The sequence below is a fragment of the Pseudoalteromonas sp. PAST1 genome (genome assembly GCF_021532515.1).
GTDB classification, from domain to species: domain Bacteria; phylum Pseudomonadota; class Gammaproteobacteria; order Enterobacterales; family Alteromonadaceae; genus Pseudoalteromonas; species Pseudoalteromonas simplex.
The window spans coordinates 90,733-116,940 of record NZ_JAKGBH010000003.1; the positions used below are offsets into that span (position 1 = coordinate 90,733).

24 protein-coding genes are annotated in these 26,208 nt (G+C 42.1%); 9 read left to right on the top strand and 15 right to left on the bottom strand.

All coding sequences use genetic code 11. The features are described 5' to 3' along the window. The first annotated feature begins 76 nt into the window (after positions 1–76). Positions 77–1,168, top strand: coding sequence for an alkene reductase (locus L1272_RS02170; RefSeq protein WP_235372633.1), 1,092 nt, complete (start codon positions 77–79; stop codon positions 1,166–1,168). 4 nt (positions 1,169–1,172) lie between these two features. On the opposite strand, the gene L1272_RS02175 is transcribed toward L1272_RS02170, so the two are convergent. Beyond that, a complete protein-coding gene (locus L1272_RS02175; RefSeq protein WP_138600237.1) occupies positions 1,173–1,610 on the bottom strand; it encodes an acyltransferase in 438 nt (145 codons plus the stop codon). A gap of 239 nt (positions 1,611–1,849) precedes the next feature. On the opposite strand from L1272_RS02175, the gene L1272_RS02180 reads away from it, so the two are divergent. Further along, complete coding sequence (locus L1272_RS02180) at positions 1,850–2,224, top strand: type II toxin-antitoxin system RelE/ParE family toxin (protein WP_235372634.1); 375 nt, start codon at positions 1,850–1,852, stop codon at positions 2,222–2,224. Continuing rightward, the gene (locus L1272_RS02185) at positions 2,217–2,519 is read left to right on the top strand and encodes a helix-turn-helix domain-containing protein (RefSeq protein WP_138600233.1); all 303 of its coding nucleotides are present in this window, start codon (positions 2,217–2,219) and stop codon (positions 2,517–2,519) included. Before L1272_RS02180 ends, L1272_RS02185 begins: the two co-directional genes overlap by 8 nt. 46 nt (positions 2,520–2,565) lie before the next feature. Here L1272_RS02185 and hrpB read toward each other — a convergent pair whose 3' ends face one another. Further along, on the bottom strand, positions 2,566–4,986 hold the full coding sequence (hrpB, locus tag L1272_RS02190; RefSeq protein WP_235372635.1) for an ATP-dependent helicase HrpB: 2,421 nt from the start codon (positions 4,984–4,986) through the stop codon (positions 2,566–2,568). Between the two features lie 169 nt (positions 4,987–5,155). On the opposite strand from hrpB, the gene L1272_RS02195 reads away from it, so the two are divergent. After that, entirely contained in the window at positions 5,156–5,923 is a 768-nt protein-coding gene (locus L1272_RS02195) for a substrate-binding periplasmic protein (protein ID WP_235372636.1), read from the top strand. Positions 5,924–6,118: 195 nt separating this feature from the next. Next, complete coding sequence (locus L1272_RS02200) at positions 6,119–6,316, top strand: CsbD family protein (protein ID WP_054554301.1); 198 nt, start codon at positions 6,119–6,121, stop codon at positions 6,314–6,316. A gap of 40 nt (positions 6,317–6,356) precedes the next feature. On the opposite strand, the gene L1272_RS23185 is transcribed toward L1272_RS02200, so the two are convergent. The 4 genes from L1272_RS23185 to L1272_RS02220 all read right to left on the bottom strand — a co-directional run bounded on the left by L1272_RS23185 (position 6,357) and on the right by L1272_RS02220 (position 12,384). Continuing rightward, the gene (locus tag L1272_RS23185) at positions 6,357–7,397 is read right to left on the bottom strand and encodes a GGDEF domain-containing protein (RefSeq protein WP_199530087.1); all 1,041 of its coding nucleotides are present in this window, start codon (positions 7,395–7,397) and stop codon (positions 6,357–6,359) included. Between the two features lie 342 nt (positions 7,398–7,739). Further along, a complete protein-coding gene (gene metH / locus L1272_RS02210) occupies positions 7,740–10,370 on the bottom strand; it encodes a methionine synthase (protein WP_199530086.1) in 2,631 nt (876 codons plus the stop codon). Positions 10,371–10,379: 9 nt separating this feature from the next. Beyond that, a complete protein-coding gene (locus L1272_RS02215) occupies positions 10,380–11,447 on the bottom strand; it encodes a homocysteine S-methyltransferase family protein (protein ID WP_187491235.1) in 1,068 nt (355 codons plus the stop codon). Further along, entirely contained in the window at positions 11,437–12,384 is a 948-nt protein-coding gene (locus tag L1272_RS02220; protein ID WP_235372637.1) for a homoserine O-succinyltransferase, read from the bottom strand. The genes L1272_RS02215 and L1272_RS02220 overlap by 11 nt, the downstream gene beginning before the upstream one ends. A 246-nt stretch (positions 12,385–12,630) precedes the next feature. Here L1272_RS02220 and ettA point away from each other — a divergent pair, with 246 nt between their 5' ends. From ettA to L1272_RS02235, 3 genes are all read left to right on the top strand, one after another. Beyond that, a complete protein-coding gene (ettA, locus tag L1272_RS02225; protein ID WP_054562291.1) occupies positions 12,631–14,304 on the top strand; it encodes an energy-dependent translational throttle protein EttA in 1,674 nt (557 codons plus the stop codon). 114 nt (positions 14,305–14,418) lie between these two features. After that, entirely contained in the window at positions 14,419–14,784 is a 366-nt protein-coding gene (locus tag L1272_RS02230; RefSeq protein ID WP_138600217.1) for a PilZ domain-containing protein, read from the top strand. Positions 14,785–14,837: 53 nt separating this feature from the next. Then, positions 14,838–15,746: a histone deacetylase family protein gene (locus tag L1272_RS02235; protein ID WP_235372638.1), complete on the top strand. Its 909-nt coding sequence runs from the start codon at positions 14,838–14,840 to the stop codon at positions 15,744–15,746. 81 nt (positions 15,747–15,827) lie between these two features. Here L1272_RS02235 and cyoE read toward each other — a convergent pair whose 3' ends face one another. The 6 genes from cyoE to L1272_RS02265 form a co-directional block, all read right to left on the bottom strand. After that, the gene (cyoE, locus tag L1272_RS02240) at positions 15,828–16,712 is read right to left on the bottom strand and encodes a heme o synthase (protein ID WP_054554292.1); all 885 of its coding nucleotides are present in this window, start codon (positions 16,710–16,712) and stop codon (positions 15,828–15,830) included. A 141-nt stretch (positions 16,713–16,853) separates the two neighbouring features. Next, positions 16,854–17,213 (bottom strand): cytochrome o ubiquinol oxidase subunit IV, encoded by a 360-nt coding sequence (gene cyoD / locus L1272_RS02245; RefSeq protein ID WP_138600215.1) that lies wholly within the window; start codon positions 17,211–17,213, stop codon positions 16,854–16,856. Beyond that, a complete protein-coding gene (gene cyoC / locus L1272_RS02250; protein ID WP_054554290.1) occupies positions 17,213–17,848 on the bottom strand; it encodes a cytochrome o ubiquinol oxidase subunit III in 636 nt (211 codons plus the stop codon). The genes cyoD and cyoC overlap by 1 nt, the downstream gene beginning before the upstream one ends. Further along, positions 17,845–19,833 (bottom strand): cytochrome o ubiquinol oxidase subunit I, encoded by a 1,989-nt coding sequence (gene cyoB / locus L1272_RS02255; RefSeq protein ID WP_054554289.1) that lies wholly within the window; start codon positions 19,831–19,833, stop codon positions 17,845–17,847. Before cyoB ends, cyoC begins: the two co-directional genes overlap by 4 nt. Before the next feature lie 2 nt (positions 19,834–19,835). Beyond that, on the bottom strand, positions 19,836–20,750 hold the full coding sequence (gene cyoA, locus L1272_RS02260; RefSeq protein WP_054562298.1) for a ubiquinol oxidase subunit II: 915 nt from the start codon (positions 20,748–20,750) through the stop codon (positions 19,836–19,838). A 236-nt stretch (positions 20,751–20,986) separates the two neighbouring features. Further along, positions 20,987–21,406 carry a hypothetical protein gene (locus L1272_RS02265; protein ID WP_054554287.1) on the bottom strand — a complete coding sequence of 140 codons (420 nt, stop codon included), beginning with the start codon at positions 21,404–21,406 and terminating at the stop codon, positions 20,987–20,989. Positions 21,407–21,821: 415 nt separating this feature from the next. Between L1272_RS02265 and L1272_RS02270 the strand changes: the two genes are divergently transcribed. After that, positions 21,822–23,177 carry a M14 family zinc carboxypeptidase gene (locus L1272_RS02270; protein WP_235372639.1) on the top strand — a complete coding sequence of 452 codons (1,356 nt, stop codon included), beginning with the start codon at positions 21,822–21,824 and terminating at the stop codon, positions 23,175–23,177. A gap of 214 nt (positions 23,178–23,391) precedes the next feature. Here L1272_RS02270 and L1272_RS02275 read toward each other — a convergent pair whose 3' ends face one another. The 3 genes from L1272_RS02275 to L1272_RS02285 all read right to left on the bottom strand — a co-directional run bounded on the left by L1272_RS02275 (position 23,392) and on the right by L1272_RS02285 (position 26,140). Further along, positions 23,392–24,369 (bottom strand): transposase, encoded by a 978-nt coding sequence (locus tag L1272_RS02275; protein WP_235372640.1) that lies wholly within the window; start codon positions 24,367–24,369, stop codon positions 23,392–23,394. A 190-nt stretch (positions 24,370–24,559) separates the two neighbouring features. Continuing rightward, on the bottom strand, positions 24,560–24,772 hold the full coding sequence (gene nqrM, locus L1272_RS02280) for a (Na+)-NQR maturation NqrM (protein WP_055020649.1): 213 nt from the start codon (positions 24,770–24,772) through the stop codon (positions 24,560–24,562). A 336-nt stretch (positions 24,773–25,108) separates the two neighbouring features. Beyond that, complete coding sequence (locus tag L1272_RS02285) at positions 25,109–26,140, bottom strand: FAD:protein FMN transferase (protein ID WP_235372641.1); 1,032 nt, start codon at positions 26,138–26,140, stop codon at positions 25,109–25,111. Positions 26,141–26,208: the final 68 nt, after the last annotated feature.

Consider the following 26,208-nt stretch of genomic DNA (forward strand, 5'->3'; position numbering starts at 1 on the left):
GTTTTGTGATTACCGGCATTAATTTCATAAATAATTTTCGTTATGCTGAAAGCATATTCGCTTTCAAGGAGCCGTAATGAACAAATTATTCGATACTATACAACTTGCCGGTCATACTTTAAAAAACCGTATTGTCATGCCACCGATGACTCGCTCTCGCTCATCACAACCAGGTGATATCGCCAATGAATTAATGGCCGACTACTATGCACAACGTGCCAGTGCTGGCTTAATTATTAGCGAAGGTACACAAATATCAGCCCTAGGTAAGGGTTATGCTTGGACACCGGGTATTTACACTGCCGAGCAAATTGCCGGCTGGAAAAAAGTAACCGACAAAGTTCATCAAGCTGGTGGCATTATGTTCGCTCAGCTTTGGCATGTTGGCCGCGTATCTCACCCAAGTAACACAGGTGGCGAGCAACCAATTGCGCCATCTGCGATTGCAGCTAAAGACGTAAAAGTTTTTATTGATGAAGATGACAAACCCGACTTTGTTGCCACTGCACAGCCACGCGCAATGAGCCATGACGACATCAAACAGGTTATAAGCGAATATCGCCAAGCTGCCCGTAATGCAGTTGATGCAGGGTTTGATGGTATTGAACTTCACGCTGCCAATGGTTACTTAATTAATCAATTTATTGATTCAGAGTCGAACCAACGCACTGATGAATACGGCGGCAGTTTAGAAAACCGCTTACGCTTTTTACAACAAGTGACACAAGCGGTATGTGATGAAATTGGCGCTGAGCGAGTTGGCGTACGCCTTGCTCCACTCACAACCCTCAATGGGACGGTCGATGATAACCCGTTTGAAACCTATATTGGCGCAGCAAAAGTACTCAATGACCTTAACGTTGCTTACCTGCACATTGCCGAAGCTGATTGGGATGATGCACCTTTAATGGAGCAAAGTTTTAAGCAAGCGCTACGTGAAAACTATGCTGGATTAATGATTTATGCGGGCAAATACACTGGCGATAAAGCAGAGCAAGCATTAGCCGCAGGCTGGGCTGATTTAATTGGTTTTGGTCGCCCGTTTGTTGCCAACCCAGATCTGCCAGCGCGCATTGAACAAGGCATTGAACTGGCTCAGCATGATCCAGATACCCTATTTGGAGGCGGTGCTAAAGGCTACACTGACTACCCTTTAGCAACGCAGTAACGCACTAAAAAAAGTGGCTCGTCAACCAATAGCTCAATACAATAAAGCTGATGTTGGCGAGCGCTCTTAACCACCAAGGAGCAGAGCTAAACTGTATTTGGCTATACTTGCTTACTAATACCAAAGCGCCCATCACAGTAAACCAAGGAGTAAAAAAGAATAGTGGCTTTAACTTCACTAAACTCACCGCTAAATCGTGCAGCGCCCCACTGACGGCAAAAGTAACAACAACCGCACACCAAACCGGCATAATGTCATTGCAAGGCTTCATGACATACCGAGATAAGTAATAGCTCCACACCGGATTCCAATATCGCCAAAATAGATAAAACGAACTCGCACCCAGCGAGCGTGTCAGCATATTGCGCAGCGAATCTTTATGCCCCAGAGGCACACCTGTACGTTTTTTAACGTATTGAGTAAGGGTAATAGCTGCTGACACCAACTTTCTCTTTTTTACTAATGACTCAATTAGACTACTAAACAGCCAATAAAAGAGAAACCAAAACAGGGTTAGAAATTGTAACGGTTTATTTTATTCGTATTGGTTTTGCGCAGATAGATAGCTGGTAATCACCCATTACCTCTGCTATCAACATTAGAGGGACACCAATGAAAACCTCATTATCATTGATTGGCTACTGAGTGAAACATTGAAAGTGTACCCTAATGGAGTATACTATGATTTATAAAACAAAGGATTTTGTTTCGCGCACGAAAAAAGAAAGTTTGTCTGATATTGATTTAATAAACGCTTGCATAGAGATGTCAGCAGGCCTTTTCGATGCAGACCTAGGTGGTAATGTTTATAAAAAGCGCGTAGCCATGGGCAGTAAAGGAAAAAGAGCTGATTACAGAACTATCGTTGGAGCTGTAATTGGTGATAAATATTTCTTTCTCTATGCGTTTGCTAAAAACGCTAGAGCTAATATAAATGCTAAAGAAAAGTTAGCATTAAAAGAGTTAGCAAAAGAGTTTATTCGATTTTCCCAAAGTGAACTTGAACAACTAGTCGATGATGGCGAACTTTTAATTGTAGGTGATGATCATGAGTGACATATTAAAGTCAGTTCACAAAACAGTGAGTGGATTAAAAAAGTCAGGAGTTATAGACAAAACGACGATGCGTAAATTTGACGCATTATGCCTTACAAGTGTTCATGAATTTACCCCCGAACAAGTTCGTAACTTAAGACTGAAATACAATCTTTCACAACCGGTTTTTGCTCAATACTTAAATGTCAGTGACAAGTTAGTTAAAAAATGGGAGCAAGGTGATAGCTCACCAAGAGGAGCAGCATTGAAAATGCTCACTCTGGCAGAGCAAAAAGGGTTAGAAGTAATCGCTTAAGCCTAATCCAAAGTGTTGTAATTTTGAGCATTCAGCTTCATTAAAATCACATCTTACTTTTTACTTTATTAGTTGCTTGGCTGGTGGCGGGGTTGTCTGGCCAAAAATGTTTTGGATAACGCCCTTTCATTTCTTTTTGCACATCGCGGTAACTTGTTTGCCAAAAGTTAGCTAAGTCTTGAGTTAACTGCAGTGGTCGCCGCGCTGGTGATAATAGCTCCATTAATAATGGCAATTTACCTTGTGCCAGCAAAGGCGTGCTGGTCATGCCATACACTTCTTGCATGCGCACACTGAGCTTCGCAGGGCCATCAAGCTGATAGGTCACTTTTACATTTGAACCACTTGGCACTGTTAATCGCAAAGGCAGCAATTCATTCAATAAACTTTGCTGCTGCCAATCAAAACAGCTTTTAATTGCTTCGCTGTAATTGAACTTTTTTAATTGCTCAAGGTTTTTAATATCATCCAAATAAGGTGCAAGCCATTGGTTATCGGCAATTAATTCATCGTGATTTAAAAGCGGGAATGACTCTGGTAACAGCTTACTTGCCAAGCTCATTCGAGTGAGTAACTGCTCACTGTCGGGTTGTTCATTAAATAACGAAAAGCCCTGCTTACTAAATAAATTTAACCACGCTTTAGTGCGCTCGCTCTTATCTAGGGGCTGTTTACTTGGTTGACTCGCTATGGTGATAGCACCGAGCTTGAGCTCATCTTGATGGATAAAACGCCCTGCTTTTTCATCGTATTCGCAGCGAGTTTGCTCAGTAAATAAATGCGAAAGATCATCTTCTAGCTCACTTGGCATAAAGGCAACAGCAGCAAAAACCCGGTTTCCCTTATGACCGCCCATATGCGCAATGGCAATATAGTCATCGTTATGCCAAAACTCCTCACTTAAGTCGGCGCCCGCACCATTGGCAAGTAAATAACCATTACCGCGCTTTTTGGCTAAACGGTCAGGAAAGGCAAGTGCCACCAGCAGCGACAAGTACTCTGTTTTAAGCTCATTAACCGGCTTGAGCTGTAAGCGCGATAGCCAATAATTTAATTGCTGCTTAAATACTGGGTGCGGTTTACTGTGCTGACTATGTAATGCCAAATTAAGATCAGCTGGCATACTAATGCGGCTTTCAAGCAGCGCCGTTAAATACCCCGCTAATATATAAATACCAGGCATGCGCTGATCCAGTTGCTTTGCCTTAATGAGCATGTGTGAGAGACGAATATCGGCTCCATAACTCAGCATTTGACTGCCAAGGGGTGTTAGCTTTTCATTTTTATCAATGGCTTCGAGCATTTTCAAAAGTGCCGTTGCCTGTTTAATTTGCTGGTTACTAGGTGGGTCGAGTAAGCTAAGCTCAGCAAGTGATGCCCCCCACTGCTTTGCCTCTAATAACAACTGACTAATATCACTGGTCAGAATTTCTGGCGCATCATGACTGTTACGGCGCTCAAAGGTTTGCTTAGAGCCTAAACGATACACAACCCCCGGCTCAATTCGCCCAGCACGACCTGCGCGCTGTATAGCTGAAGAACGAGAGATACTTTGCGTAACAAGCTCTGTAACACCGGTTTTTAAATTGAAATTGGCAGCACGGCGTTTGCCGCTATCAACCACAATACGTATTCCTTCAATGGTCAAACTGGTTTCAGCGACATTGGTGGTTAGTACCACTTTGCGTTTGCCATTTTTAGCGGGCGCAATAGCAGCTTGTTGCTCTTTTTTATTTTGCTCACCATACAGGCTAAATACTTCAACGCTATCATTTAAATCATTTAAAGACTGCTGAACGCGCATGATTTCACGCTGCCCAGGTAAGAACACTAAAGCACTGCCCGATTGCTCACTAAGCGCCTGTTTTATTAGTGCAGGTATGTCATCGAGCCAACGGCTTTCGTCTTTAAGTGGAATATACACTTCATCAATAGGGTAGCTTCGTCCTTGTGATGAGATAATAGGACAGCTGAAAAACTCACTGTAACGTTCGCCGTCTAAGGTTGCCGACATCAGTAAGATTTTTAAATCATCGCGAAGTGCCGCCTGTGTTTCGAGGGCAAATGCCAAAGCCGTATCTGCGGCAATTGAGCGCTCGTGAAACTCATCAAAAATAAGTAAGTCTACATCACTAAGCTCTGGGTCATTTTGCAACATACGCGTCAGCATGCCTTCAGTGACAATTTCGAGTTTAGTTGTAGAACTTACTTTTGATTCGCCACGAATGCGTAAGCCGACACTGTCACCGACTATTTCATTCTGCTGACTTGCCAAATACTGGGCAATATTGCGTGCGGCCAGTCGTCTTGGCTCTAACATAACAATGCGTTTAAAGTGCCCTTCGCGCATTAAGGTTAGAGGCAGCCATGTTGATTTACCCGCTCCCGGTGGCGCTTGTAATAAGGCCATTGGGTTACTCTGTAATGTGGTTAACAGGGATTGATAAATATCTTGAACTGGCAGCACGTTAGGTATCTCTTACTTTCTTTTCACGCATTGTATCAAAAAACTAAAAATTGCGATGGCTATAGGCTTATTTTCTATTTCGGGCTTTAAAAGTGAAAACATTGCATTCTGCCAGTTTAGATTTATTCTTGATTAAACGACCGCACAAAAGTCAGAATAAGGAATAAACTTGTTCAGGATTTACACCCGTATTTTAATCACCTTGCTATTTTTAGCTTTACCGCTTCAAAAAGCATATAGCCAGCAAAAGATTACGGTTGCACTTGGCAATACACTTCCACCTTGGGTGATGGCTGAAGACAACACAGGCATTATTCCTGACTTACTTCGCGCGACACTGGGTGCTCAAGGTTATCAACTACAATTCGTCTACGTGCCTTATGCAAGACGGATCCTTTTATATAATGAAAACTTAGTTGATGTAGTATCTGATATAAACAATAAAGTTATTGAAGCTAATCAAATGAGCGGTTACTTTTCAGATATTGCTTACAACTATGAGAACTTTGCGTTTAGCCTAGCCAAGCGAAATTTCGACCTCAAGTCCATCGCCCAACTAAAACATCATACCGTGCTATCTTGGCAAGGTGCTAAAGCGCGACTTTCACCTGAATATCGCGACATGGCAAAAGAAAACCCTAATTATTCAGAAACATACGACCAATCAACCCAAGTACGGCTTTTATATCGTGAACGGTATGAAGTGATCCAAATGGACGGAAAAATTTTTGACTACTACCGAGCGTTAATTACAAAACATGGGGAGGTTGATGTGTCTGAACCGGTGCAGCGGTTTGCTTTGTTCGGCAAAAGCCCCAATGGTTTTTTGTTTCATGATGAAGCCTTAAGAGACCGGTTTAACGAGAGTTTACGTAAACTAAAATCAACTGAAGAATACACGCGGATAATCAATCGCTATACATCTAAGAGCCACTAAGTATCTAAAACTAGCGCAACAGAAAATATTACAGGCTGATTCTAAAAACTACGTAGTAATTGCAAACTTTTAAATTCCACTCATTAGATTCAAAAACACAAAACAATTACAAATCAACCACTTAATGAGTTTCACCAAATTGGTACAGCGATTGCTCTTACTAAGGTGAATGTTTAACAGAGTAAGGAGATTATGATGAACAGCGATCGTTTAGAAGGCAATTGGAAAGAGCTTAAAGGTAAAGCACAACGTAAATGGGGTGACCTTACCAATGATGATTTAGATAAAATTGAAGGTAGCCGTAAAGAGCTGGTTGGTAAACTTCAGCAAAAATACGGTAAATCAAAGGAAGAAGCTGAGCGTGAAGTCAACGACTTTGAAAAAAGCCATTAATTTGAGCAATCAATAAAGCCGCTAATTGCGGCTTTATTTATCAAGCTGGCTCATGCTTTGCTAAATCTACTTCAGCAACCGTTTGATTTTTACCTTGTGATTTAGCGCGGTAAAGTCGTTTATCAGCAATGTTTAAGCAATGATCCATGCTCTCATCAGCGACGCGCACGTACAGGCCAATACTTAAGGTGACATGAAACCGATGCTGGTCACTCGTAAATGGCTTTTCAGCGAGCTTCTTATGGATTTTTTCAGCGACTTTTCTGGCTCTAAGCTCATGCCCTGTTGGGATCACAATTAAAAACTCTTCGCCGCCCCAACGGGAAATAACATCTTCTTCTGTGCACACGTTTTTAAATACATCAGCGAAAAATATTAGCACCTCATCGCCCACTTGATGACCGTAGGTGTCGTTGATTTGCTTAAAGTTATCAACATCCATCAGCAAGAACACAGCTCCTTCGCCAAAGTGCTTATCTTGCAAACATTCGGTTGCGTAGCGACGGTTAGCGAGTTCTGTCATCGCGTCAGTGCGAGCCAGCTTTTGATTAAGTTTAAGTTGCTCCATTAACTGCAAACTGTATTTGTTGCGATAATATTCGTAGAAGCCAGCCAAAATACATAAAATAGAGAAGCACAGCATGACCCGTGTAGGAAAATAATGACTCGGATAGCTGTAGTAACCAAATCGATCGGTAAAGTAGAAAAGCACCGAGATAATAATGGCAAGCAAGATAAGATCAAACGCTCCGCGCTTTAAACCACGAATAAAAAAGGTCACAGGAGATACAATAAACAACCACAATGGCCCAGTGCCATTACTACCCCCAGAGACAATTAAAAAACACATCATCGAATAGAGAGCGTAAAGCATAAGTACTGCGATGGTTTCGTCACGATTTTTAATGACAAAAGGTGAGGCAAACACAAAGCCGCCAATAATTAATAAATAGCTAAGGGCATGGTAACCATCTTGATAGCTGGTGATCGCCATTAAAAACGAGGTGATTGAACCAATAAATGCAAAAACACGTAAAAATCGTGCTTTATCTTTGTCACTTGCATTCACTGTATCAATCACAATTTCACCTTAGATTTTTTGATCAATCTCAACAATACCAATCCGCAATAATACTTAATCATTTTGAGGGATTAAACCTGTCGCTACCTGCGTTAAAAATTTCTGATTTAGAACAACTAAATAACGAAATTTTTGCCTTGTTATCAACGAGGTTTCATTGCCTCAAAATAGACCACTTTATTAAGCGAATTGGTATCACTTTAACACAAATATTTAAAATAGAAGGAATTTGCCAGTATTAAAGCAATTAAAAAGATAAAAGTATGATAAAAAATGAGCATAAAAAAACGAGCCATTTGGGACTCGTTTTTAATTTAAACAAAAGCTAATAACTAAAGGTTATTATTCTGGTTCATAGCCCAAATTAGGCGACAACCAACGCTCGGCTTCTGCAAGAGTCATGTTGGTACGCTTAGCGTAATCTTCTACCTGATCTTGTTGAATTTGCGCCACTGCGTAGTACTTAGCTTCAGGGTGAGAGAAATACCAACCGGAAACCGCCGCACCCGGCCACATTGCATATGAACTGGTTAGCTTCATGCCGATACGTTGCTCGGTATCAAGTAACTGCCAGATTTTCTTCTTCTCTGTATGTTCAGGACAAGCAGGATAACCTGGCGCTGGGCGAATACCTTGGTAGTTTTCACGAATAAGTTCATCGTTCGATAGATTTTCATCTACCGCATAGCCCCAATACTCTTTACGCACTTGCTCATGTAAGTACTCTGCAAATGCCTCAGCCAAACGGTCTGCAACGGCTTTAACCATGATCTTATTATAATCATCTTGCTTCGCATCGAAGGCATCGGCAAGGTCGTCTTCTTCAAGACCACCAGTAACCGCAAACGCACCAAAGTAATCAGGAGTGCCTTTTGGCGCAATATAATCAGCTAAACAGTAGTTAGCAAAGTCGGTTTTTTCCGTTTGCTGACGTAAATGACACGATGTAGTTAAAAGCGTTGTACGCGACTCATCGGTGTAAATCTCAATGTCATCCCCTACTCGGTTTGCAGGGAATAAACCAATGACACCTAGAGGTTGCAGCGCACCTGATTGCTCAAGCTCATCAAGCATTGCATTAGCATCAGCGAATAAGCTTTTAGCTTGTTCACCTACAATTTCATCTTCAAGAATACGTGGGTACTTACCAGCAATTGACCACGTCATGAAATAAGGAGTCCAGTCGATGTACTGTCTTAACGTCGCAATCGAAACATCTTTAAACTCAGTCACACCCAGTTTTTTCGGCACAGGTGGTGTGTAGTTGTCCCAATCAAGTTTTACAGCGTTGTCGCGAGCACGCTGTAAAGTAACGGGTTTTGAGCGCGGCTTTTTACGTGCTTGTTGTTCACGTACTTTTTCATACTCAGCCTTGGTTTTCTCTAAAAATGCTGGCTTTAACTCTTTCGACAATAAATTAGAAACCACACCTACAGCGCGGCTGGCGTTATTGACATAAACCACACCTTTATCATACTGAGGCTCAATTTTAACCGCAGTATGCGCTTTAGAGGTTGTTGCACCACCAATCAGTAACGGTAATTCAAAACCACGACGGGTCATTTCTTTGGCAACATGCACCATTTCATCAAGTGATGGGGTAATAAGCCCTGATAAACCAATAATGTCGGCTTTTTCGTCAATGGCGGTTTGCAAGATTTTCTCTGCCGGCACCATCACACCAAGGTCGATAACTTCGTAGTTATTACATTGCAGTACCACGCCTACAATATTCTTACCAATGTCGTGTACGTCGCCCTTAACGGTTGCCATAACCACTTTACCGTTGGTTGCGCCCTCTTCTTTTTCAGCTTCAATGAAAGGGTCAAGATAGGCAACGGCGCGCTTCATCACACGAGCTGACTTAACAACCTGAGGTAAGAACATTTTACCCGCACCGAATAAGTCACCTACTACGTTCATGCCGTCCATAAGCGGGCCTTCGATCACTTCGATAGGCTTAGCTTTGCTCTTGCGGCACTCTTCGGTATCTTCGTCGATGTACTCGGTAATGCCTTTTACTAGCGCATGTTCAAGGCGCTTTTCGACAGGCCAAGTGCGCCATTCTAAGTCTTCAACTTTCTCTGCTTGCGCCATACCTGAGTATTTTGGTGCAAGTTCAACAAGTCGCTCACCGGCACCTGGGTCGGTATTGAGGATCACATCTTCTACAGCTTTGCGCAGCTCGTCGGGAATATCATCGTAAACCGCTAATTGACCTGCATTTACAATGCCCATGTCCATACCCGCTTTAATCGCGTGGTATAAAAACACAGAGTGAATAGCTTCACGTACTGGGTTATTACCTCGAAACGAAAACGACACATTCGATACACCACCCGACACTTTACAGTGCGGTAGGCCTTGCTTAATTCGGCGCGTACCTTCAATAAACTCAACCGCGTAGTTATCGTGCTCTTCAATGCCCGTTGCGACGGCAAAAATGTTCGGGTCAAAAATAATATCTTCTGGCGGAAAGCCAATATCTTCAACGAGTATTTTGTAACTGCGCTGACAAATCTCGAACTTACGATCAGCGGTTTCTGCTTGCCCTGTTTCATCAAACGCCATTACAACCGCAGCAGCACCAAAGCGTTTAATTAGCTTAGCTTGGCGGATGAACGGCTCTTCACCTTCTTTAAGTGAAATTGAGTTAACAATGGCCTTACCTTGAATACACTTTAAGCCTGCTTCAATCACTTCCCATTTAGACGAGTCGACCATGATAGGTACTTTTGAGATATCAGGCTCTGAGGCAATTAAGTTTAAAAACTTTACCATCGCCGCTTTCGAGTCCAACATGGCTTCATCCATGTTGATATCAATTACTTGCGCGCCATTTTCTACTTGTTCACGGGCAACATCGAGAGCGGTCTCGTAATCTTCTTCCATGATCAAGCGCTTAAACTTAGCCGAGCCTGTTACATTGGTACGCTCACCGACGTTAGTAAATACAGCAATTTGGTCAGTCATGTCGGTTTCCTAGTTTAAGTTACACGCTTCAAGGCCCGATAAGCGCATACGCACTTCAAGCTCAGGTAATTGGCGAGGTTTAACACCTTCAAGGCCTTTCGCAAACGCCTTAATATGAGCCGGAGTGGTGCCACAACAACCACCTACAATATTGATAAAGCCAGACTTGCCCCAGTCGATAATTTCTTTTGCCATTTCAGGAGCTTCTAAATCATATTCGCCAAACTCGTTCGGTAAACCTGCATTGGGATGCACCGAGGTAAAGGTTTCACAAACGCGCGATAACTCTTCAACATATTGACGCAGTAAATCAGGGCCAAGGGCACAGTTAAGGCCGATTGATAACGGTTTAATATGGCGAATTGAGTTATAAAATGCTTCTGTGGTTTGCCCTGATAAAGTACGGCCTGAGGCATCGGTAATGGTGCCTGAGATCATCACAGGTAAACTACGACCAGCTTGCTCGAATGCTTCTTCTACGGCAAACGAAGCCGCTTTTGCATTAAGGGTATCAAAGATGGTTTCTATTAAAATAAGATCAGCACCACCTTCCATCAGTGCCAGTGTTGACTCAACGTACGCCGCCACCAGCTTATCAAAGTTGATATTACGATAACCTGGGTCATTTACATCTGGTGAAATAGAACAGGTTTTTGACGTTGGCCCAAGTACACCGGCTACATAACGCGGTTTGCTAGGATCTTTTGCTTCAAGTTCATCACACACGCTGCGTGCAAGCTTCGCTGACTCGAAGTTGATTTCGCGGCTAAGGCTCGCCATGTCGTAATCTTCCATCGAAATAGTCGTGGCATTAAAGGTATTCGTTTCGATGATATCGGCACCGGCTTCTAAGTAAGCACGGTGAATATCAGCAATGATTTTTGGCTGAGTTAGGCTTAATAAATCGTTATTGCCTTTAATAAGTACATGCCAGTCTTTAAAGCGCTCACCGCGATAATCCTGTTCTTCTAATTTATATTCTTGGATCATGGTGCCCATCGCGCCATCGAGGATTAAAATTCGCTGTTTTAGCGCCTCGGTTAATTGTTCGCGTTTATTCACTGCATTACTCGGCATAGTTGTTAGTCCTTACATCTTGGCTAACTAAGTTAATATCATACGGTGTAGTTTGGTACACATAATAGTTTAACCAATTCGAAAACAATAAAAAGGCATGGCTTTGCCACGTTTTCGACGGTTCGTTGTCTGGGTTATCGTCAGGGAAGTAGTTTTCTGGCTTAGGCGCATCCGCTGATTTTTCTTGGTCGCGTAAATACTCCCCTTTTAAAGTATGAGCATCGTACTCTGGATGGCCAGTAATATACACTTGGCTGCCTGATTTATTTTTAATTAAGTAAGCACCAACTCGCTCTGATCCGGCTAACACCACCAGCTCTTCGCAGGCAGTGATCTTATCTATATCAATATGACCATAACGAGAGTGTGGCACTAAAAAGGTATCATCAAAGCCACGCGTTAGCGCTGCATGGTCAAAATAACTTTTATGGGTGAAAACACCGCTTAATTTGTTTGGTTTCAGATCACGTTTAAGACCATAGTGATGATAAAGCCCCGCATGGGCCGCCCAACACGAAAACAGCGTAGACGTCACATGCTGCTCAGCCCAATCTAAAATAATTTTTAGTTCGTCCCAGTAGGCAACTTCGTCATACTCTAAATGAGCAAGCGGCGCGCCTGTTATGATCATGGCATCGTAGTTATTATCTTTCACTTCTGAAAAATAACGATAAAACGTATCCATGTGCTGCTCAGAGTTACTACTGGTGCGATGGGTATCTAAGCGCAACAGCTCAACATTAACTTGCAGCGGTGAGTTTGCTAACAAGCGAATAAACTGCACTTCGGTTTCAACTTTGTTTGGCATTAAGTTTAAGATGGCCAAACGCATTGGGCGAATTTCTTGCGTTTTAGCGCGACTTTTTGGCATAACAAACACGTTTTCTTGACGTAACTTTGCAATGGCAGGCAATTCATCTTTTACTGTAATGGGCATAGCTGGCTCCGAGCATACTTATCTGACTGCTAATTATGAACGGATAGTTAGAAATTTCAACCTCTAGATGTTTAGATGTCCAAATGAAGTAGTATTTCTGAGTGGTCATTAATTAAAATGTATGACTCTTTGAGTAAATAACACCTTGATGATAAGCCTATCATAAACGCTGAATTCTGTATTTTGAGGTAGTTTGGGTATACAATACTTGCTGTTAATTTTTCTTATAAATTGAAGGCTCCTTTCATGGTGTTACCAGATAAGTTTATATTCTCGATGAGTCGAGTTTCTAAGGTTGTGCCACCTAAGCGCACTATCTTAAAAGATATTTCTTTACACTTTTTCCCAGGCGCAAAAATTGGTGTGCTAGGTCTAAACGGTGCAGGTAAATCAACGTTACTTCGCATTATGGCTGGTGTTGACCAAGACTTTGAAGGTGAAGCTCGCCCTCAACCAGGCACTAAAATCGGTTACTTACCGCAAGAACCTGTACTAGACGAAAGCAAAACAGTTCGCGAAACAGTAGAAGAAGCAGTAAGCGAAGTTAAAAATGCACTAAACCGCCTTGATGAAGTATACAACGAGTATGCAATGGACGGTGCTGACTTCGATGCGCTTGCTAAAGAGCAAGGCGAACTTGAAGCTATCATCCAAGCGCACGACGGTCACAATATCGACAACGTGTTAGAACGTGCAGCTGATGCATTACGCCTTCCACCTTGGGATGCAAAAATTGAACACCTTTCGGGTGGTGAGCGTCGCCGTGTTGCGATCTGTCGTTTACTACTTGAAAAACCAGATATGCTTATTCTTGACGAACCTACCAACCACTTAGACGCTGAGTCAGTTGCTTGGTTAGAGCGTTTCTTACACGACTACGAAGGTACCGTGGTTGCTGTAACCCACGACCGTTACTTCTTAGATAACGTAGCAGGTTGGATTTTAGAGCTTGACCGTGGTGAAGGTATTCCTTGGGAAGGTAACTACTCATCGTGGCTTGAGCAAAAAGATTTACGTTTACAACAAGAACAGAAATCTGAAAAAGCACGTCAAAAATCAATCGCGCAAGAACTTGAATGGGTTCGTTCAAACCCGAAAGGCCGTCAAGCTAAGTCTAAAGCACGTATGGCACAGTTCTCTGAGCTTCAGCAAAACGATTACCAAAAGCGTAACGAAACGAATGAACTATTCATTCCACCGGGTCCACGCTTAGGTGATCAAGTTATCGAAGTGAAAGGCCTGAAGAAGAGCTTTGGCGACCGCGTATTAATCGATGACCTAAACTTTGCAATGCCGAAAGGCGCTATCGTAGGTATTATCGGTGCCAATGGTGCGGGTAAATCAACGCTATTCAAAATGCTAAGTGGTGAAGAAACGCCAGATAGTGGTGAGATCATTGTTGGTGACACTGTTGAGCTTGCAACGGTTGATCAGTTCCGTGGCGACATGGACGAAAGCAACACTGTTTTCCAAGAAATCTCTAACGGCCAAGACGTATTAAAAATTGGTAACTTTGAATTCCCAAGCCGTGCCTATGTTGGCCGCTTTAACTTCAAAGGTAACGACCAACAAAAATTCGTTAAAGACCTATCAGGTGGTGAGCGCAACCGTTTACACCTAGCTAAGCTATTAAAAGCAGGTGGCAACGTATTACTACTGGATGAGCCAACCAATGACCTAGACGTTGAAACACTACGTGCACTTGAGAACGCTATTTTAGAGTTCCCTGGCTGTGTAATGTGTATCTCGCATGACCGTTGGTTCCTTGACCGTATTGCTACACATATTCTTGATTACCGTGACGAAGGCCAAATTAACTTCTTCGATGGTAACTACACAGAGTATGAAGAATGGTTGAAGAAAACCTTAGGCGCAGAAGCGGCACAACCTAAGCGTATTAAATACAAAAAAATTGGCTAATTAGCTGATACTCAAAAAGCCCCTACTCAGGGGCTTTTTTGTTGTATTAAGCTTTGCTATCACTCACTCCATTATGATCTATACTATTAAGTAACTAAAGTTGGAGATACAGCTATGAATGAACGCAGAGAGTTTTCGCGGGTATTATTTTCTTGCCCTGCGGTCCTTCGTATCGAAGATAACGACTATCACTGTCAGTTACTTGATCTATCTTTGCAAGGTGCGCTCATTACTAAAAGTGATTCATTTTTAGTGCCTATTCATAGTAAAGCTGACTTAATCTTTACCCTGCCAGAGTCAACTATCGAGATTAAAATGCAAGTGGAGCTGTGCCATGTTGAGCATCAGCATGCAGGCCTTCGCTGCGATCATATCGATATTGATAGTATTACTCACTTAAAACGATTGATTGAGCTAAATCTGGGTGATGAGGCATTATTACATCGCGAGTTAGCTCATTTAATTCACGCGCCAGAGTAAACATTTGCCGTTAGATTCGTTATGCTGTAGCAAATTCAGCTATGTAATAAGCTATGCAGTTAAATCCCCACTTACCCTTGGTGTATCATCCAAATTACTCGTTTAGTTTCGATCCTAACCATCGCTTTGTGATGAGTAAGTTTGCTTATTTATATGAGCATGTACAAAGTCTTGGATTAATAAATGACAACCTAACTCAACCGATGCTTGGCAGCCCTGAGCCCCTTGAGTTAGTGCACTGCGAAAATTATATCCACGACCTTTGGCACAACCACTTAGATGAAAAAGCGATGCGCCGTATTGGCTTACCTTGGTCAAAAGAGCTGATGGCACGTACCTTTACTGCGCCTCTGGGCACCTTACAAACAGCACGCTTAGCTCTTAAACATGGCATTGCTTGCCACTTAGCGGGAGGCACTCACCATGCTCATACTGATTTTGGCTCAGGCTATTGCATGGTAAACGACCTCGCTTTCACCAGCGAAACCCTGATAAAAAGTGGTGAAGTAACCAATATACTTATTTTTGATTTAGATGTTCATCAAGGTGATGGTACCGCAGCAATGCTGGCGCATCAGCCCTATGCTTATACCTGCTCTATTCACTGTGAAAAGAATTTTCCGTTTCGAAAATCAGCCAGCGATTTAGATATAGGTTTAGCACCGAATGTCGCTGATAGTGAATACCTAGGCGTTGTTGACGATACGCTGAGTTATTTATTAAACACCCTAAACCCAGACTTAGTACTTTATGATGCAGGTGTAGATGTATGGCAGCAAGATGGCTTAGGAAAACTTGATATAAGCTGGCAAGGGATAGCACAACGCGACCATTTAGTTCTCAAACGCTGCCTTGAGCACAATGTACCTGTCGCAACCGTGATTGGTGGTGGTTATGATAAAGACCATCGCCGTTTAGCGGCTCGTCATGGCATTGTAGTAGAGCAAGCTGCTCGATTTTAAAAACAACAAAGAAAAAAGGCCCGGTGGAGAAAAAACCGGGCCTTTGCTACTGTAACATTGGGATATGTTAGCAACTTTTTTCTAAGTTAAAACAAGTAGCTGTGGAGCTACCGAATGGTAATCTAAAGCCATCGCTATGCTCAAAACCGTGATGTTTACAATTGAAAAAGCAAACACTTGGCGCGCCCAGCCGCTTACATCAATATTGCGACGATAGCCACGAAGCGCCATTAGCAACCACCAAAAACTCGTTGTACAAGCTACAGCCATAAAGGCTAAACCTGTATAACCACTAATGGTTAATAACATCACAACCAACGCATACACGGCGATATATAAAACAATGTGATGCTTTGCCTTCTCGATCCCCTGCGCTACTGGTAACACAGGAATTCTGGCCGCTTGGTAGTCGTTATAACGAAAGATTGCAATTGCATATGAATGAGGCATTTGCCATAGACTAAACATGACCAATAAAATCACAGCACCAGCATCAAACTGCCCAGTTACGGCACAATAACCCACTACAGGCGGTACTGCGCCAGATAAACTTCCTACAAAGGTGCCGTACACAGAACGACGTTTCATATATAAGCTGTACACACCTACGTAGATGACGTAACCAAAAGTAGCAAATAAGAGTGCCACTACGTTGGTATACACAGCTAATAACCCGAAACCAATAACACCAAGCACGATGCCATGTGCCATAGCCGCCTTTGCTGACATTTCGCCAGTTACTGTGACGCGTTTGCGAGTGCGCGCCATAGCAACATCAATATCACGATCAATCACGTTATTGATCGCGCATCCTGATGCCACTACTAAAGATAACCCTAGTAAGGTTGCGATCATTAACCATGGGTCAATATCACCGCGAGAGGCTAGCAAGAATCCCCCCGCGACAGAGATCAAATTGCCCATGATAATGCCAGGTTTAGTGACATTTAAATAACGTCGAAACACTTCCTCGACTCCTCTAATTTTCAGCACAAACGCAATATTACGAAAGAAACTAGCTAGTAACAGACTGTAAGAACTGGAGACACAACCTCAGACTAACCAGCTCCTTTCGTAAATCTTTTACCAATTACAAAGTAATTGTTATTAGTACATCATCATGGCGTTCGATTCGTAGATGATCCACACCGACAAACCAACCACCATTACAATGATTAAAGCACTAAAGATAAACGACAATGAACTTGCCTTGCCGTCTTCAGTTTTGAAGTTTAGGTGTAAGAAATATTTCAAATGCACCCAAATTTGCACAATCGCCATGCTCACGATGCACCATGCAGTGGTCGTTTTAGAAAACGAACCACTCATCACAGCCCAAAATGGAATAGCCGTTAAAACCACTGACAGTAGAAAACCAATTAAATAGTCTTTAACGCTGCCATGTGATTGATCATTATGTGCATGAACTTCTAAGTTATTAATTACATGTGATTCACTGTGACTCATTACATTGCTCCCATTAAATAAACAACGGTAAATACACAAATCCACACCACATCTAAGAAGTGCCAGAATAAGCTTAAACAACTTAGGCGTGTCACTGTTTGTGGGTTTAAACCACGGCGCACAACTTCAATCATCAGGACAGTCATCCAAATAAGACCCGCTGTAACGTGAAGACCATGTAAGCCCACTAAAGAGAAGAACGATGTTAAAAAGGCACTTTGCTGAGGGCCATTACCGTGCGCAATTAGGTGATGAAATTCGTACACTTCCATACCAATAAACACTGCACCAAAGGCAAAGGTAACCAGCAACCAAGTTAACGTAGCCGCCTTTTTCTGCCCATGAGCAGAGATCATCGCAAAACCAAAAGTGATACTACTAAGTAGTAGAGCTGCGGTTTCAACCGCAACAAAATCAAGTTCAAAAATATCTTTACCCGACACACCGCCAGCAGTGTTCATAAACAATACTGCGTAGGTTGCAAAAAATGATGCAAACAACAAACAGTCAGTCATAAGATAAAGCCAGAAACCAAATACGGTGTTACCACCTGTATCGTGGTGCTCATGGTCATGTGCATCGACATGACCGTGTGCGCCGTTTAAGGTGTCGAGTCCTGCAGAAATGCTACTCATGCATTCACCTCCTTCGTAGCGGCTGTATTGTGAGCCGTTTCTAGTTCAACAATTTCATCTGGTTGCACGTAGTAATCAACATCGCTGGTGTAACAACGTTTGATGAACACCACGATAGCACCCAGTAAACCAAAGGCTGCAAGCCACCAAATGTGCCAGATCATGGCAAAACAGAAGGTTGTTAAAGCTGCGCTCATTAATACACCTGCCGATGTATTCTTTGGCATATGAATTGGGCTATAAGAGGCTTCTTGCTTGTAAGCTAAGCCTTTCTCTTTCATGTCTGTCCACGCATCGATGTCATCAACATGAGGGATTTTCGCAAAGTTGTAGTACTGCGGAGGTGAAGCAGATGCCCACTCAAGAGTATGACCATTCCACGGATCGCCCGTTGTATCATCAAGTTGCTCGCGGTTTTTGAAGCTCACTACAAGTTGTACAACTTGGAACAAGATACCGAACATAATGATCACCGCACCGCCAGCTGCAATGTATAACCAAATGTTCCAATCAGGGTTGTTCGTGTGGTTTAAGCGACGTGTCATACCTAAGAAACCAAGTACGTATAACGGCATAAATGCCACGAAGAAACCAATTAACCAGCACCAGAAAGATCGTCTGCCCCAGCTCTCGTCAAGTTTGAATCCCATTGCTTTAGGGAACCAAAACGCAAAACCAGCTAAATAACCAAATACCGCACCACCAATGATGGTGTTATGGAAGTGAGCGATTAAGAATAAGCTGTTGTGTAATACGTAGTCAGCACCAGGAATAGCAAGTAACACACCGGTCATACCACCGATAGTGAACGTCACCATAAAACCTAAAGTCCAAAGGACAGGCACAGTAATACGTAAACGACCACGATACATAGTGAATAACCAGTTAAATAACTTAACCCCGGTCGGTACCGCAATAACCATGGTCATAACACCAAAGAAGGCATTAACGTTAGCGCTTGAGCCCATAGTAAAGAAGTGATGAAGCCAAACGATAAAACCTAAAATCGAAATTGCACCGCTTGCATAAACCATCGACTTATAACCAAACAGGCGTTTACCAGCAAACGTTGAGATAACTTCTGAGAAAATACCGAACGCAGGTAAGATCAGAATGTAAACTTCAGGGTGACCCCATGCCCAGAATAAGTTGATGTACATCATCGCGTTACCACCTAATTCATTCGTGAAGAAGTGGAAATCGAGATAACGATCAAGCGTTAACATAGCCAGTACAGCAGTTAAAATTGGGAACGATGCTGCAATTAAGATATTCGCCCACGTGCATGCCCAAGTAAAAATAGGCATTTTCATTAATGTCATGCCTGGTGCACGCATTTTAAATACAGTCGCTAAGAAGTTTACCGATGTTAATAAGGTACCCAAGCCGGATATCTGCAAGGCCCATATATAATAATCGACCCCGACACCTGGACTGAATGACAACTCTGACAACGGTGGATATGCCACCCAACCCGTTTTCGCAAACTCACCAAAGAATAATGAGATATTGATTAGGATTGCACCGCCAGCAGTTAACCAAAAGCTAAGGTTATTTAAGAATGGGAATGCAACATCACGGGCACCAATTTGCAGAGGTAAAATGATGTTCATTAAACCAATCATAAACGGCATCGCCATAAAGATGATCATGATCACCCCGTGTGCCGTAAATATTTGGTCATAGTGCTCTGGTGGTAAGTAACCACTTGCACCGCCAGTAGCCATTGCTAATTGCAGTCGCATCATAATGGCATCCGCGAAACCACGGAAAAGCATGATAAGCGCAAGAATGATGTACATAACACCTAAACGCTTATGGTCAATTGAGGTGATCCAGTCGTGCCAAATCACGCCCCACTTTTTATATTTTGTTACTAAGCCTGCCACTAACAGACCTAAGACAGCAACAACCGTCATGGTAACCATGATAATTGGTTCATGAAACGGGATTGCGTCTAATGTTAATTTACCTAACAACGACATGATTATTCCTCGTCCTCGCTGTGCTTCTTATGAGCTGAGTGCTCTGGCATAGCGTGTTGCATTGCACCGTGAGAGCCATGCGCTTGCATATATTTCATTACGATTGAATGGAACATATCTTTATCTACGCTGGCATAGTATTTAACTGGGTCGTATTCACTTGGTTTTGCAAGTTCAACATAGCTTTGCTTAGTCAATGCAGAACCAGTATTTTTTACTTTGTTTACCCAAGCATCGAAATCAGCTTCTGTGGCTGTTGCAATGGCATCGAACTTCATACCTGTGAAACCTGCACCACTGTAGTTAGCAGAGAAGCCTTTAAAAGTACCCGGCTCATCAGCAATTAAATGAAGCTTTGTTTCCATGCCTGCCATTGAATAAATTTGGCTACCAAGCTGTGGAATGAAAAACGAGTTCATGGTGCTTTCTGAGGTGATCTTGTACTGCACTGGCACATTGGCAGGAAAAACAAGCTCATTCACTGTGGCGATGCCTTGCTCTGGATAAATGAATAGCCATTTCCAGTTCAAAGAAACAACCTCAACAGTAAGGTGCTTACCTTTACCCTCAAGTGGTTTATATGGGTCAAGTTGTTGCGTTGACTGCCACGTGATCACACCTAAAATCGCAACGATGATGATAGGAATGGTCCAAACTACAGCTTCAATCTTGTTTGAGTGCGCCCACTTTGGAGCGTAAATTTCTTGATCTCGTCCATCACGGTATTTCCATGCAAAATAAATTGTCATGGCAATAACTGGAATTACAACAATCAGCATTAACACCGTAGCTACGATAATTAAATACTTCTCGTCGACACCAATTTGACCTTTTGGATCGAGTACCCCGCCTTTACAGCCAGACAAGGCCAGCACTAAAGACGCTAGAGCAATATTACAAAGGTTTCGAATTGACAAAGGAATATCCTACAACCTAAAAGTTAACACTTGTCGAAATAAGAACACGACGCTTTTCTGCAACAGATGCTACAGATATCCCTCGGCTGACTAACGAGCACGACAAATCGGCACGCTAAGAAGTGAGGGAGTTTAGGTTGGCTGACTGAAATTTGGGCGTAAAAAACCCACTAGGTGCTTAGTAAAGACAACTTAGAAAACGACTAAAATGGCTGAACTTAAGCAACAAAGCTTATTTACAGACAACCACTTACACGAGGAGGAGCACGACAGCCATGAGCGCTGTGTACTACTAAAGACTTTATCGTTTCACGCGCAGCGAAGGCCGCTTTACGTAAAATGACACCTGCACGACGCGCAGGGAAGAAATGGAAGACCAACCAGCATAAACCAATAAGTAATTGGCAAGACACCACAGGGTAAGCTAAAAAACTCAAAACATTAAGCAACGGTGTTTCGTATAAAGCACCTTCACTTAATAAACTTCTTAGCCCGTGAGCATCTTCTAATGTGCCGTTGATTAGCATGGCTGAATTAATCAGCAACAAGGCTAAAACTGACATTAGCTCTTTACCAGCAAAAAGCGCACGCGCAGCCAATTGCAACCTAGCTAAGCTAGACTGTTTGACACCTTGTGACTGATTAATTGCTCGCAAAACTCACGCCTTTTTATCGCTTTTACTGCATTTTAGGTAAATGGCTTACCCTATTTTTTAATGCGGTAACATGATCTTCATCAATAAAGTTTCAGTAATTACTGAAATTTCGATGTGGAGTATAACAAAGTCAACAGACGGTACAAGCAGAATTTTACAGCACACGGTTAAGTATTGTTTATCAATTTGATAATAAACTGTAAAAAAACAAACCTATTGAAGCTAAGTAGTTAAAAGTAATACTGTATTTTATATAGCGAAAAGCAATGAAGAAAAAGAAAATAGCATAAAAATAGCGATTTAAAGCATACTTAGTCAGTAGCAATCGAAGCTTTAATACTGAACAAGGATTAGCCAAACCATTAAAAATATAATATTCTACATAATATTAAAATAAAGAATAAAAGAGATAATTATGCGCCTATATGTACTCGCCACAGCCCTTTTAGCACTAAGTACCAGTACACTTGCAAATACGATTGAAGACACCGCTGTAGCTGGCTTAGATAAACCTGCGATTTACTACGCCGATATAGAGCCACACTTAAAAAGCGCAGCAAAACATCCAAGCGTCACACTAAAACAAATCGGCACCTCTTTCCAAGGACAGGCACTTAATTCTCTAAAAATCGGCACCGGCCCAATCAAAGTGATGATGTGGAGCCAAATGCACGGCGACGAAAACACAGCTACTGCCGCACTAATGGATTTTTTAAGCTTTATAACCGCAGATGAAAACGCACAATGGCTAGAAAGCTGGCAACAAAAAGTAACTCTTCTCATTATCCCTATGGTGAACCCAGACGGCGCGGCAGCTCAAACTCGCCATAATGCACAAGGTATTGATTTAAATCGTGATGCAAAAGCCCTTCGCACAAAAGAAGGACAAATACTCATGACTGCGGCTGATGAATTCAAACCTGACTTTGGCTTTAACTTACATGATCAGAATGCCTATTACGGTGCCGGAAAAATGGGAGAACAAGCCACTATTTCAGTGCTAGCACCCGCCTATAATGAAGCAAGAGAAGTGAATAAAATTCGTGGTGAGGCTATGCAATTTATTGCTCATTTAGCCAAAACGGTTGAAACCATGATCCCAGGGCACTTGGGGAAGTACAACGACAGTTACTCTTACCGCAGTTTTGGAGATACTTTTTCAGAAAAAGGTATCCGAACTATATTAATTGAATCAGGTGCTTACCCAAACGACCCAAATCGCCAAATAGCCCGTAAAGTTAACCGTGTTTTATATAAAAAGACCATTGATTCAATAACTTCGGGAGAGTGGCAAAGCGCTAAAATAGCCCAGTACCACGCCATTCCATTTAACACTAAAGACAATTGGGTAGACTTACTAATAGATGATGTAACTGTAAAGAGTGAGCTAGGTGATTACCAGATAGATATTGCAATAAACAATAAAGGACAGTCACCCATAATTAAAGAATTGGGTGATATAAGCAGTATCCGCCAAGGTTACACCAGTTTAGATGCAAGCAACCTGAACTTTAGAACCGGTAACAGTTTTGTTTTAAATGAGTCGTTAACGCTTACCGAAAATAAATATAAAGAGCTTTTAATACAAGGGTATAGTTGCTTTTCTGGCGATATTAATATGCTAGAAAACTCCACAAATTGGCCAGTTTACGCATGCAAAAGTGTATTTACATCAATACCTTCACTTCATGCACCTGCCGCCTTTTTCTTACAAGCAAACGGTAAAAATAAGTACGCTGTTTTAGGAGCTAAGTTAATTAATTTAGAATAAACACGATTTAAAAAGACAGGCACTGTTAAAAGTGCCTGTTAAATCTCCAAATTCCTTAAATTTGTTAACCTAAAATAATAGTTGCGTAGGCAAGCTAGCCTATTAGCTTAATCTAACAATAACAACCAAGACAAAAGATTTAGCTTTATGAGAATTGAAAGCACAAGTTAGCTGCAAGTGTTTGCAAAAAATAAAAATTGAGAGAAATTTAAGATTAACTGGCAAGTAATAACTTACAGCTTGTAATGTTACTTCGTCGCTTACGCGCAGTTTTACTGCAATAACTTTCGATAGTACCTACTCGACCTGCAGCTCCATGAAATAAGTTTTCAAATTGAGTTGTTAATGTTAACCAGTTTTTAGCTTCCAAATTCAGCCTTTCAAGAATAGGAGGTAAATGATGCTCTATATATCCCAGCTTATCCGCGCTGATACAACGCCCAGTTTGCTCCACAAGTAGCAGGTATGACTTTAACTCAAAAGGTATTCCCTTTGATTTATACTTGCTCATGCCACCAATAAAACGAGCTAGTAACTTAGGTTGCTTTGACTCCTTCGCGCTTTCGCATCGCTTTTTAAAACTGGTATAGTCCGATTGTTCCGGCGTGCTCGCAGCTTTAGCACGAACAGGGTTTAAATCAACATAGGCCATGCAGGCTAAAAGCGCTGATTCATCAAGGAGAGCTTGGCTTTTAAAGCGCCCTTCCCAAAAATGCCCTGTACACTCGTCTTCTTTATTTGCACGTCTGGCGATATACTCATTGAGCATTCGCATGAACCAACTAATGCTCGAAAGGCGCGTTCTGTATTCTGCAACCTCTTTATTTAAGAAGACTTGTTGACCATCACTTAACGGCTCACCATGAAGGGCTTTTTGACCTAAAGGCGTCATTTTACTGAGCTTATACCAGCGTAAAAGGATGGCCTTATCCGATAACCTATTTGCTTTTTTATCATCAACATAAAGCACAACATGTGTATGGTTACTCATCACCGCATAAGCACACACATCAATGCAAAATACCTTTGCAAGAGCAAGCAGACGCTGTTCAACCCACCCTCTGCGGTGTTCATATGATTTGCCTGTGAGTGCGTCTTCTCCACAAAGGTAAGCGCGTCTGACGCAACGAGATACACAATGATAATATTTGGTGTTTGACAAACAGATTTGCCGCTTCCTTGCTAAAGCCATCGTTCATTCCTTGAACTGATAATTTGAAATGCATTAAATGTAATCAAAGTTTAGACAATATCTTATTTACTGCAAGAATGAGTTCATGGATAAAAGTGACTGTCTTTGTAAATATTCAAAATAGTTTTAAAGTGACTGTCCCTGTAAAATTTAGGTATTAAAAAAGCGCCTTTGGGCGCTTTTTTTGTGGTTAAAGAATTTGATTCTCTTTCCAGACTTGTTCTTTTGCCATGCGCTTTTTACGCTTGTCACATGGGTCGTCGCAGTCGCAGGCTTTGTCGATACCAACAGCGCCTAGGCCACCACAACTACTGGCCATAGATTTCTTTTGCACAATCATGCCGACAGCCATCGCCGCCACAATTAAAATAAGTAGACCAAATGTAAGAAGAAAAAGTGACATTGCTTTGCCCCTATCGTCAGCAATTAAATCGAGCCCAACTAATTAGGCTGCATGTATTATATACCTAAACGACCTCAAGGTGCGAGTTTCAGTTAGAATTAAAAGCGATTTAGGCAAGGCATTGATTACAAGCAATAGTGGTTCTATTGTTAAAATCAATAACGCGGTATAAATCGCTTTTAAACCAATCCTTTGGTCGCTTCACAGGCGCTTACTCTCATCGTTGTTAGTTCTGGGACTGCCATTGTTGCAAAGTAACGCCTTGATATTAAGCTCCTGTGGAACGCTGAATTCTGCATCTTGAGGCTGCTTGGGTATACACGGCTTCTTGCCCTGCTACAAATAAGGTTTAAAAGCGGGGCTAGAATATGTCACTAAGCCATTCTCTGACTTACCAATTAAGTACACCGGCAAATCGTGCTCTTCGGCGTATTTCTGCGCCTTTTCCATGCCCATTACTGTAATTGCCGTCGCTAAGCCATCTGCAGTCATCGCTGATGGGTGTAAAACAGTAACTGATACCAAATCATGACGGCTAGGCATACCTGTTACAGGGTCAATTAAGTGGCTATAGGTAACACCATCCATTTCGTAAAAAATTCGGTAATCACCTGATGTCGCAATACCATTAGTACCCGGCTCAATTACTTTATGTACTTTACGCACGCCAGGCTCAGCATCAGGCTGCTCAATAGCTATTTTCCAAGTGATGTTGTTTGGCTTAATACCCGACACACGAAGCTCACCACCAATCTCAACCATATAATTAGTGAAACCATGGCTTTCTATCACTTGTGCTACTTTATCAATACCATAGCCTTTTGCTGTAGCAGAAAACGACAGCTCTAAACCATCAATCGTCTTCATAAGACCAGCATCTGTAAGTTCAAGCTTATCAACACCAATTTTGGCAACCATTGCGGCCAAGGCTTCATCGCTTGGGCGTTTAGTCGGCTTTTTATCTGGACCAAAGCCCCACAAGTCAATAAGTGGCCCCATGGTCACATCTAACGTTTTTGTTGATTCGCCAAGGCGAATTGATTCAGCTACCACGTTTCTAAAATCAGCGCTTATTGGCATTACCTGCCCTGCTGGTAACTGGTTGAACTGGTTAATTTCTGAATCAGGAATGTAAGTCGACATAGATTGATTTACATCTTTAAGCACTTGCTTAATTTCCGGGTGTAAATCAACACCTGCAACCTTTGAAGACTCTGCAAATACCTTAATGTGATAAGTGGTGCCCATTGTCTTACCTTCAAAGTAAAGCTCTTCAGCCTTATCAACTTGGCTGCAGCCAGCCATGAGTAAAGTCATAGTTAATAGAAAAAAGGCCATCAAGCCTTGGCGATAAAACACTCTATTCATAGCATTCACCTTTTAGATACCACGGAGTTCGGTATAGAAATAAAAAAGCCTCGTAACACTAAGTGCTA

Coding starts and splice junctions, on each gene's coding strand:
- L1272_RS02170 (WP_235372633.1), top strand. CDS start 77: ATGAACAAATTATTCGATACTATACAACTTGCCGGTCATACTTTAAAA.
- L1272_RS02180 (WP_235372634.1), top strand. CDS start 1,850: ATGATTTATAAAACAAAGGATTTTGTTTCGCGCACGAAAAAAGAAAGT.
- L1272_RS02185 (WP_138600233.1), top strand. CDS start 2,217: ATGAGTGACATATTAAAGTCAGTTCACAAAACAGTGAGTGGATTAAAA.
- L1272_RS02200 (WP_054554301.1), top strand. CDS start 6,119: ATGAACAGCGATCGTTTAGAAGGCAATTGGAAAGAGCTTAAAGGTAAA.
- metH (WP_199530086.1), bottom strand. CDS start 10,370: ATGACTGACCAAATTGCTGTATTTACTAACGTCGGTGAGCGTACCAAT.
- L1272_RS02215 (WP_187491235.1), bottom strand. CDS start 11,447: ATGCCGAGTAATGCAGTGAATAAACGCGAACAATTAACCGAGGCGCTA.
- L1272_RS02220 (WP_235372637.1), bottom strand. CDS start 12,384: ATGCCCATTACAGTAAAAGATGAATTGCCTGCCATTGCAAAGTTACGT.
- ettA (WP_054562291.1), top strand. CDS start 12,631: ATGGTGTTACCAGATAAGTTTATATTCTCGATGAGTCGAGTTTCTAAG.
- L1272_RS02230 (WP_138600217.1), top strand. CDS start 14,419: ATGAATGAACGCAGAGAGTTTTCGCGGGTATTATTTTCTTGCCCTGCG.
- L1272_RS02235 (WP_235372638.1), top strand. CDS start 14,838: ATGCAGTTAAATCCCCACTTACCCTTGGTGTATCATCCAAATTACTCG.
- cyoD (WP_138600215.1), bottom strand. CDS start 17,213: ATGAGTCACAGTGAATCACATGTAATTAATAACTTAGAAGTTCATGCA.
- cyoC (WP_054554290.1), bottom strand. CDS start 17,848: ATGAGTAGCATTTCTGCAGGACTCGACACCTTAAACGGCGCACACGGT.
- cyoB (WP_054554289.1), bottom strand. CDS start 19,833: ATGTCGTTGTTAGGTAAATTAACATTAGACGCAATCCCGTTTCATGAA.
- L1272_RS02270 (WP_235372639.1), top strand. CDS start 21,822: ATGCGCCTATATGTACTCGCCACAGCCCTTTTAGCACTAAGTACCAGT.
- L1272_RS02275 (WP_235372640.1), bottom strand. CDS start 24,369: ATGGCTTTAGCAAGGAAGCGGCAAATCTGTTTGTCAAACACCAAATAT.
- nqrM (WP_055020649.1), bottom strand. CDS start 24,772: ATGTCACTTTTTCTTCTTACATTTGGTCTACTTATTTTAATTGTGGCG.
- L1272_RS02285 (WP_235372641.1), bottom strand. CDS start 26,140: ATGAATAGAGTGTTTTATCGCCAAGGCTTGATGGCCTTTTTTCTATTA.